We start from the raw sequence: 9,875 nt of genomic DNA, 5'->3' as shown, positions 1-9,875 counted from the left end.
GTTCAGTAGCCCGTGCCGCCCGCGCAGAAGGGCTGGCAGGCTTCGGGGTGCGGGGGCAGGGTCGGTGGCCCCGCACCGAATTCCGCATTGCTCACCAGCACCATCAGCAGTACCGCGAGGGCGATCACGGCGGCGCAGGCGACAGCGATGATCGCCCAGTCGAGCTGCTGGTAGGTGACGATGGTGGCGGGCGAATCCTCGGGATTCTGGTATTGCGTTACCTCTGGCGGGCTGGACAGCTGGTCGATGACGCCGCTTCCCCAGCCGTATGCCGATGTGGGTGGCACGGAGCTTGTCCCCATTTCCGAACGAGCATTGTCGTGTTCAGGGCCGGGACCAGGCTACACGCTTATAGCGGCTATGCATAACGGTTCGAAGAATGAGAAGTATATCCGGAATTCAACCGTCTGGGTCAATTGCGAAGTCCCGCAGGGGCATTGTCGGAGCGGGCCACTCTAGAACATGTTCCTTCGCGACGCAATCCAGTGGTGAATTGTTCTATGCCACAACGGTTACCGGTGGCGAGATCAGTGAACGCGTGTAACCTACTGGCAAGTAGCATCATCGGCTACCGTCCAGTAGGGCAGGCAGGGACAGTTCGGCATCGGGGGTCGGACTATGGGCACGAAAATGTAAGGGACAGACTTGAATCAGTCGGCCACTCCGACTATTCGCCGGGCCACCGAGGCTGACATCGACGAAATCGTTCGCGTTGTCGCGGCGGCCTTCGCCACCGACGATCCGATCGAGGAGTACGTCTTCCCGGATGCGGCGATCCGCGAACGTCGCACGCCGGGCATGCTGCGGACGATGATCCGGCACCGCTTCCTACCCGGCGACGGCGCGATCGTCGCCACCCTCGACGACCGGGTGGTCGGCGCGATGCTGTGGTACCCCGCCGGATACCGCAAATCACTGTGGCGCGAAATGGTTTCGGGACCACAGCTGCTGTGGGCCATGGGACCGGCCACCGTGCGGGGCATCCACGTCGACGAGGCCATCGCCAGGGTCGCGCCCGCCGAACCGCACCACCTGCTGGTCTATCTCGGCATCGATCCGGACATTCAGCGCAGTGGGGTGGGTCGCGCGCTGGTCGACTGGGTCGACGCGCAAGCCGACCGGGAATCCGCGCCGGTGTGCGGGATAACCAAGGACGACAACGTTGCCTACTATCGCCGCTTCGGCTTCGAGTTCGTCACCAAGGCTCGGATCGGAAAGACCGGTCCGGAGCTGAATTTCGTCCTGCGCCCGCCGGTTCCGGTTCACGCGGATTGACGAACAGCGGGGGGCTATCAGCAGGTCCATTCTCCAGTTTCGCCGAGGAGCTCGTCGTGTCGGACATCGCCATTGTCGGAATCGGCTGCCGTTATGCCGGTGGCATCGATTCACCGGAATCGTTCTGGGACTTCCTGGTCCGCAAGGGCGACGGGGTGGTCGACATCCCGGAATCACGCTGGGACTATCGCCGCTACTACGACCCGGATAAACGCACCCCGGGTCGAATGTACACCCGGCGCGCCGCGTTCATGACCGGTGACCCCTGGGAATTCGATCCCGACTTCTTCGGCATCTCGCCGCGCGAGGCCGCGGCCATGGATCCACAGCAGCGCCTCGTACTCGAGGTGGCCTGGGAGGCGCTGGACGACGCCGGAATGGCGGGACGCATCACCGGCGCGCCCGTCGGCGTGTACCTCGGCGCGTTCACCCTGGACCAACTCGCGGTGTCCACCACCAACGCCGCGCTGCCGTACGTGGACATGCATACCGCGGTGGGCGCGTCCTACACCATGCTGTCGAACCGCATCGCCTACGCGCTCGACCTGGTCGGCCCGGCACTAACCGTCGACACCGCCTGCTCGTCCTCCCTGGTCGCGCTGCATCTGGCCTGCCAGGCCCTGGACAGCGGCGACTGCACGGTGGCGCTGGCCGGTGGCGTCACCATGCTGCTCGGCCCGGAACCCTTCGTCTCCATGTGCAAGGGCGGGTTCCTCGCCGCCGACGGGCGCAGCAAACCCTTCGACGCCGCCGCCGACGGGTACGGCCGCGGTGAGGGCTCGGGCATGGTGGTGCTCAAGAAACTCGCCGACGCCGAGCGCGACGGCGACCGGGTGTACGCCGTCATCAAGGCCACCGGCTCCAATCAGGACGGCCGCACCACCGCCATCACGGTGCCCAATGCCGACCTCCAGGAGGAACTGGCCAAGACGGTGACCCGGCGGGCCGGTATCGAGCCGCACCAGGTCACCTATGTGGAGGCGCACGGCACCGGCACCCCGGTGGGTGACCCGCTGGAACTGCGGGCCATCGGCAATGCCTACGGGCGGGTACCGGGCCGCACCGCACCGCTGGGCGTGGGTTCGGTGAAGGCGCAGCTCGGGCACACCGAAGCGGCGTCCGGCATCGCCAGCATCATCAAATCCGCGCTGGCCGTCGCCAACCGCACCATCGCCCCGCAGGGCTGGCTGAACGAGCCGAATCCGGACATCCCGTTCGACGAACTGGGGATCCGGCTCCAGCTGGAAGCCGAGCCGGTCGGTCCGGAGGTCGAGCGGATGACCGTGGCCGTCAACGGCTTCGGCTACGGCGGCACCAACGCGCACGCCATCCTCCAGGAGTACGTGCCCACCGCGGCCACCCCGCGTACCCCGAAACACTTCGGGGTGCTGCCGATCTCATCACGCAACGAACAGGCCGCCCGCGAACTGGCCGAGGGCTTCGCCCAGCTCATCGCCGAGGGCGCGGACCCGGCCCGGCTGGCCGAGGCGGCCTGGACCCGGCGGCGGCATCACCCCTACCGCACCGCCCTGACCTTCGGCGACGACACCGAATTGGTGCGCGGCCTGGTCGATTTCGCGCACGGCTCCGGCCGCGGCGCGACCAAGACGGTGGCCCGCAAACATCCGGAACCGGTCTTCGTCTGCACCGGCATGGGGCCGCAGTGGTGGGCCATGGGCCGGGAACTGCTCGAGGCCGATGGCGTCTTCGCCGCCGAGGCGAAGCGCATCGACGCGGTGTTCACCGAGATCACCGGATGGTCGATCGTCGCGGAGCTGCTGCGCCCGGAAGAGGAATCCAAGGTCACCACGACCGCGGTCGCGCAGCCCGCCAACTTCCTGGTGCAGGTCTCGCTGTTCGCCATGCTGGCGGAGCTGGGCGTGCATCCGGCCGCGGTGGTCGGGCACAGCGTCGGTGAGGTGTCGGCCGCCTACGTCACCGGCATGCTGTCACTGCGCGACGCCCTCCTGGTCAGCTACCACCGGGCCCGCTTGCAGGCCACCACCGCGGGATCGGGCGGCATGCTGGCCGTCGGGCTCCCGCTCGCCGCCGCCCGGGAACTCATCGCCGGTGACGAGCTGGTGGATGTGGCCGCCGTCAACAGTCCGAGCGCGGTGACGCTGGCCGGGGCCGCGGCGCGCCTCGACGAGATCGCCGAAACCCTCACCGAGCAGGGCACTTTCGCCAAGCGCCTGCACGTCGAGGTGCCGTATCACAGCTACCTCATGGAGCCGATCCTCGGCGAACTGCGCACGGCCCTGGCCGATCTCACCCTCGCCGAGCCGCGCATTCCGCTCTGGTCGACGGTCACCGGGGAACGGGTCACCGCGGGCGACTGGGATGCCGAGTACTGGTGTGCCAATGTCCGGCAGCCGGTGCGCTTCGCCGATGCCGTCACCGCGCTGGTCGGGGCGGGCAGCCGGGTGTTCCTGGAGGTCGGCCCGCATCCGGTGCTGGGCGCGAACATCCGCGAAATCCTGATCGGCGCGGGCGAATCCGGCACCACGGTGCCCACGCTCCATCGCAAGCAGTCCGATGCCGAGAGCATCCGGCAGACCATCGCCGGGCTGTACACGGCCGGGGCCCTCGATATCGACGCGCTCTTCACCGAGACCGTGACCCCGCACGTGGACCTGCCGCGCTACCCGTGGCAGCGGACCCGGTTGCGGAACCTCAATCCGGTCTTCCAGCAGCGCCGCCACGGCACCCCCGACGGCTACCCGATGCTGGGCGATCCGGACCTGGACAACTCCACCACCTCGTGGCGCCTCCAGCTCAGCGTGGGCGCGATGCCGTGGCTGGCCGACCATGTCGTCGGCGAGGCACGCATCCTGCCCGGCGCGGCCTACCTGGACGCCGCGCTGAGCGCGGTCGCGCTGCGCACCGAATCCACCCGGGTGGCGGTGGAGGAGGTGCGCTTCATCGCACCGCTGGTCATCGACGAGGGCGCGGCACCGGTCGTGGAACTGCGGGTGGAGGAGTCCACCGGCCGGTTCACCATTCGTTCCCGGGATATGGCCGGGTCCCTCTGGACCACCCATGCCACCGGGCGGCTGATCCAGGGCGGCGTCTTCGAGGCCACCAAGGTGGAGCTGCCCGACGTCGACGATATGTACGCCTTGGATCCGGCGGCGTTCTACGACGGGCTGGCGGCGCGCGGACTCCGGTACGGTCCGACCTTCCGCCGCGCCACCGCCGTCCGCGTCTCCGGTTCGACCGTGGTCGCCACCCTGGACGGTTCGGTGGCCCGCGACTCCGGCCACCTCGCCCACCCGTGCGTGGTGGACGCCGCGCTGCAGAGCGTGGCGGCGCTGCTGGCGGGCACCGGCGGCGCGGACGACGGCGCCATGGTGCCGGTGGCCGTGGACGGGGTGCGAGCCTTCGAGACCATTCCGGACCAGATGACGGTGGTGGCCCGGCTCGACACCACCGGCGCGCCCGTCGCCGATATCGATCTGCTGGACGCGGAACAGAATGTGGTCCTGCAGATCGTCGGCATGCGTTTCGGTTCCATCGCACCGGGACGCGGTGCGCTGCAACGGATGACCGACATCTTCTTCGAGGACCGCTGGGAGCTGCGGGATCCGGTGGACCGCGCCGCGCTGCCGTCGCCGGATGGTGCCTTCACGCTCGTCGTCGAGCTCGGCCCCGAGGTGAGTGATCGTGCCACCGCCGTGGCCGCGACCGCGCCGCGCTCCGAACTGTTCGCAACCGGCGATCCGAACCGCGACGGCCTGGAAGACGCTGTCCTGGAGCGACTTCGCGCCGCGGTCGCCACCGAGGGCGTGGAACGCCTGCATGTGGCCGTGGTGGCGGGCACCGCGTACGCGGATCTCGACGCCCTGTGGACGCTGCGCCGCCTGGCGGTCACCATCGAGGGCTTCCTCGAAGTGTGGCTGGAACAGCGCGGCGACGAGATGCCCATGACCGGTGACGGTTCCATCCACGTCAGCCTGATCACCGAACGCGCCTACGCCCATCCGGACGAGGACGCCGCGCCGAACCCGTCTCAGGCCGCGCTCGCCGGTGCCCGCCGCGTCCTGCTCAACGAGCAGCCGCGACTGCGCTGGCGGCTGGTGGACGTCGAACCAGAGGTCGCCACCGCCGATCTGGCGGCGGAACTGGCGGTTCCCGGTGCGTTCGGCTACGACAACGCCGACGAGGTGATGCTGCGCAACGGCCTGCGCTGGGTGACGGTCGTGGCCGCCACGCTGCCGGAACGGCTCGACAAGCTGGACGAGGCGGTGCCGCTCACCGATCCGGAGGCGAATTTCAGCCTGGAACTGCCCAAGTCGCGGGTGCTCTCGCGGCTCGGCTGGCGGCGCTGCGGGCGGCGGGAACCCGGACCGGGCGAGGTGGAGGTGCGGATCAGCGCCATCGGCCTCAACTACAAGGATCCGCTCAAGGTGATCGGCGTGCTCACCGAACAGGATATGGCGGAGACCTTCTTCGGCACGCTGCCCGGCATGGAGGGCGACGGCGTGGTGGTGCGGGTCGGATCCGGGGTGGACGATCTGGCCGTCGGCGACGCAGTGACGCTGACCTCCAAGGGTATGATCAGCCGCTATCACACCGCACCCCGCGACCTGATCATCAAGTACGACACCGACGCGGAACCCGGATCATGCACCAGCGGAACGGCTTTCGCCACCGCCGACTACGCGCTGCTGGAACTGGCGCGGGTGCGCGCGGGCGATGTGGTGCTGGTGCACGGCGCGGCGGGCGGCGTCGGCGCGGCGGCCGTGCAGATCGCGAAACTGCACGGCGCGACCGTGATCGGCACCGCGAGCACCGACGAGCGGCGCGCCTATGTACTCGACCAGGGTGCGGATCAGGTGCTGAACTCCCGCTCGCTGAACTTCGCCGACGACGTGCTCGGACTCACCGACGGGCGCGGCGCCGACGTGGTGATCAGCACCGCCCCCGGGGAGATTCTGCGCCGGAACTTCAAGGCGGTGGCCGAATTCGGCCGCATCGTGGAGATCGGCAAGGCCGATATCTACGGCGGCGGCGTGCTCGATATGCGACTGTTCGACAAGAACGTCTCCTATCACTCCTTCGATCTGGACCGCATGCTGGCCAAGCGTCGCGCCGAGACCATGCGCGTGATCGGCCGGGTCAACGAACATCTCGCTGCCCAGCGCTACCGACGGCTGCCGTTCGAGCTGTACGGCACCAATGACGTGACCAAGGCGTTCGAGGATGTGGCCCGCTCCACCCGGCTGGGCCGGATCGCGCTCAGCCTCGACGATCCGGCCCCGCTGGTGCGCCCCGACACCCGCCCGGTGACCGTCGATCCGGCGGCTCGATACCTCATCACCGGCGGTTTCGGCGCGTTCGGCCTGGCGGTCGGGCGCTGGCTGGTCGGTCGCGGCGCACGCCACCTCACCCTGCTCGGGCGTGGTGGTGCGCGCACCGACGCCAGCCGCGCCCAGCTCGCCGCCTGGCGGGAGCAGGGCGTCGAGATCGTCACCGAGCAGGTGGATGTCACCGACGCCGCGGCGATGGCGGCGGTCCTCGCCCGGGCGCACGACGCCGACCATCCGCTGCGCGGTGTCTTCCACACCGCGGGCGTGGTGGACGACAAGCGCGTCTCGGTCATGGACCGCGACAGCCTGGCCGCGGTGTACCGGCCGAAGATCAAGGGCGTGCACGCGCTGCGCCACGGCATCGCCGCCGTCGGGGCGGAACTGGATATGTTCGTGCTGTTCTCCTCGGGCAGCGCCATATTCGCGGGCACCGGGCAGTACTCCTACACGGCCGCGAACATCGCCCTGCAATCGGTCGCGGACGTGGTGGCGCGCGGGGGCGGCGAGGTGCTGGCGGTCGGCTGGGGCCACATGTCCGGCGGCGGCATGGCCGAGGCGGACGAGAACGTGGCGCGCTACCTGCGCACCACCGGTTTCGACGCCATCGATATGGACGAGGGCACCGAATTCCTGGAGAAGGCACTGGAACTCGATATCCACCACCAGGTGGCCATCATTCCGGTGGACTGGCGCACGGTCGGCAACACCGCGCCGATCTTCGGCATGACCGGCCGGGTGGCGGCGCTCATCGCCGCGGCGGCCGAGGACGACTCCGCCGCCTCGCATCTGGTCGCGACGCTGCGCGAACTCGACGAGGCACAGCGCGGGGATGTGGTCGCCCACATGTTGGCCGAGCAGTTGGCCGCGGTCATGGGAGTGGACGCCGACTCGATCGACATCCACATCCCGGTGCCGGAACTCGGCCTCGACTCCCTCATGGCGGTCGAATTCGGCGCACTGGTCGGCAAATCCGTGGGCGTGGACCTCATGTCGCTGAAGGTGGGCCGGTCGTTCACGCTGGCACAGGCCGGCGCGCGGGCCGCGGAGGTACTGGTCGGCGGCGAGCAGGCCGGAAAGGAAGCAGCATGAGCGAATCGGCACGTGAGTTGGCGCGGAAACTACTCGCCGACAAGCGCGTTCACCACGAACCCACCGCCCGGACGGTGACCGCGCGACCGGCGGCCGCCGCACCGGCACGCCCCCCGCGCGGGCCGGGCCGACAGTTCGCCGATCACCCGGAGGTGGCGGCGACCGTGCGGAAGCAGGCGGCCATCAAGGCCATCAGTGCGCAATCGGGCCTGACCAACCCGCTGTTCCTGCCGCGCGAGAGCCCGAACGACACGGTGATCCGGGCGGCGGATCGGGAGTTGGTGAACTTCAGCGCCTACAACTATCTGGGCCTGTCCAGCCATCCGCGGGTGGTGGCGGCGGCCAAGGACGCACTGGACCGCTACGGCGCGTCGGCCTCGGCCAGTCGTATCGTCTCCGGCGAGATCCCGCTCTACGGTGACCTGGAACGACGCCTCGCCGACCTGTACGACCAGGGCGATGCCATGGTCACCACCAGCGGTTACCTCACCAACGCCGGTGTGATCGGCTTCCTGCTGCGCGAGGGCGATGTGGCGGTCTGTGACTCGCTCATCCACGGCAGCGTGGTCTCGGGAACGCAGTGGGCCGGATGTCGGCGGGTCAACTTCCGGCACAACGACCCGGATTCGCTGCGCTCGGTGCTCAAGATGTCGCGCGGCGGCTTCGACCGGGCCCTGGTGGTGCTGGAGGGGCACTACAGCATGGACGGCACCATCGGCCGGGTGGCCGAACTGGCGGCCGTCGCGCGGGAATTCGATTGCGCGATCATGGTGGACGAGGCCCATTCGCTCGGCGTGCTCGGTCCGCGCGGGCTCGGCATTCGCGAGCACTACGCCATGGCCGGGGCCGACGTCGACATCTGGATGGGCACCCTCTCCAAGGCGCTGGGCAGCTGTGGTGGGTTCGTGGCCGCCGACGCCGATCTCATCGGGGCCATGAAGGCGAGCGCGCCGGGCGTGGCCATGCTCACCGGCGGTCCCGCGCCGTCCACCATCGCCGCCGCGGCGGCGGGCCTGGACCTGCTCGAGGCGGAACCGGAGCGGGTGCGGCGGCTGTGGAGCAATACCCGGACCTTCAACGACGCGCTCCGCGAGCGCGGCCTGGATCTCGGTGATTCCCAGGGAACTCCGATCGTGCCCGTCATCGTGCCCGGTGAGCTCCGGGCCGGATTCGTCTCCGCCACCCTGCTGGAACGGGGCGTGTACGCCGGAGCCATCTCGGCTCCGGCGGTGCCGGCGGGCAAGGAGCGGCTGCGGTTCTTCATCACCTCCGAACACACCGGCGAACAGCTGCGGTCAACGGCCGACCTGCTCGCCGAGGTGCTCGAGCTGGCGGATCGGATTCCGGAGCTGTCGGCGGTCTGACGGCGATCAGTACGGATTGGCCCGGTCCGCCCAGCGGGCCGCCAGGTCACCGGACAGGTGACGCGGGAAGGAGATCCGCGCCGGATCGCCGTCGGAGGTGTAGCGCTGCTCGGCCAGCCGGTCCAGCCAGTAGGCGGAATCGAACGGCACCGTATCGCGGCCCGACCGGATGCGCGGCACGGCGGCCGGATCGACCGGGCCGTACGGCGACGGCGCGGGGTTGGAGCCCACCAGCATGACGGCCTCGAACGCGTAGGAGGTGCCGTCCCAGCCGCCGGTCGCGGCCAGTGCCCGATCACCGGGAAAGCTACCCAGCGGCAGGGCCATGGCACGCACCGGCTGGTCCGGGACCGCCGCCGTGATGGCGCGGACGTTCTCCACCAGCTCCCGCTGCACGCCCGCCGCGTCGAGGCTCGCGAGGTTGGCGTGCGAGGCGGTGTGCGCGCCGATCTCGTAGCCGTGCGCGGCCAGCCAGGGCAGCGCCCGCTCCTCCCCGGCGAAGGGGTCATTGTTCACGAAGAAGGTGGCGGTGGGGGCGAAATCGGGGTAGCGGGACCGGAATTCCTCCAGAATCCCCACGGCGCTGTCGGGGGTGGGTTCGCCGTCGGCGGTGAAGGCGAGCTGGCTGGTGGTGGAATCGTCGAAGGTGAGCACCACCGGATGGGTGCCCGCGGGGATGTCGATCGTCCCGGAGATGTAGTCGGACACCGTGATCGGGCGGTAGTCCTCCCGGTACAGCCGCTCCAGCTCGGCGCGGAACTCCTCCGGCGTCTGGTCGTATTCGCCCGCGGGCGCGGGCGACAGCTGGTGATACATGAGCACCGGGACGAGTCCGAGC

The 9,875-nt window shown here is 69.5% G+C and carries 5 protein-coding genes; 3 read left to right on the top strand and 2 right to left on the bottom strand.

Annotation, left to right across the window (positions count from 1 at the left end; translation table 11 throughout):
• Nucleotides 1–2: 2 nt before the first annotated feature.
• Nucleotides 3–287 carry a hypothetical protein gene (locus QK444_RS24725; RefSeq protein ID WP_039818931.1) on the bottom strand — a complete coding sequence of 95 codons (285 nt, stop codon included), beginning with the start codon at nucleotides 285–287 and terminating at the stop codon, nucleotides 3–5.
• Between the two features lie 358 nt (nucleotides 288–645).
• Between QK444_RS24725 and QK444_RS24720 the strand changes: the two genes are divergently transcribed.
• Genes QK444_RS24720 through QK444_RS24710 form a run of 3 tightly spaced genes read left to right on the top strand, consistent with a single transcriptional unit; the run spans nucleotide 646 to nucleotide 9,037 of the window.
• Nucleotides 646–1,275 carry a GNAT family N-acetyltransferase gene (locus QK444_RS24720; protein WP_282784157.1) on the top strand — a complete coding sequence of 210 codons (630 nt, stop codon included), beginning with the start codon at nucleotides 646–648 and terminating at the stop codon, nucleotides 1,273–1,275.
• Between the two features lie 56 nt (nucleotides 1,276–1,331).
• Nucleotides 1,332–7,673, top strand: a complete 6,342-nt coding sequence (locus QK444_RS24715; protein ID WP_282784156.1) for a type I polyketide synthase — start codon at nucleotides 1,332–1,334, stop codon at nucleotides 7,671–7,673.
• Nucleotides 7,670–9,037, top strand: coding sequence for an aminotransferase class I/II-fold pyridoxal phosphate-dependent enzyme (locus QK444_RS24710; RefSeq protein ID WP_282784155.1), 1,368 nt, complete (start codon nucleotides 7,670–7,672; stop codon nucleotides 9,035–9,037). Before QK444_RS24715 ends, QK444_RS24710 begins: the two co-directional genes overlap by 4 nt.
• A 6-nt stretch (nucleotides 9,038–9,043) precedes the next feature.
• On the opposite strand, the gene QK444_RS24705 is transcribed toward QK444_RS24710, so the two are convergent.
• On the bottom strand, nucleotides 9,044–9,875 hold an 832-nt coding region (locus QK444_RS24705), incomplete at its 5' end, for a polysaccharide deacetylase family protein (RefSeq protein ID WP_282784154.1).

This window comes from Nocardia sp. CC201C (assembly GCF_030010695.1).
Lineage (GTDB): Bacteria > Actinomycetota > Actinomycetes > Mycobacteriales > Mycobacteriaceae > Nocardia > Nocardia otitidiscaviarum.
Note: the sequence above shows the minus strand (reverse complement) of the source record. Positions and strands in the feature narration are given on the sequence as shown.

Excerpts from the sequence above, each read along its gene's own strand:
- QK444_RS24710 (WP_282784155.1), top strand. The coding sequence starts at position 7,670 with ATGAGCGAATCGGCACGTGAGTTGGCGCGGAAACTACTCGCCGACAAG.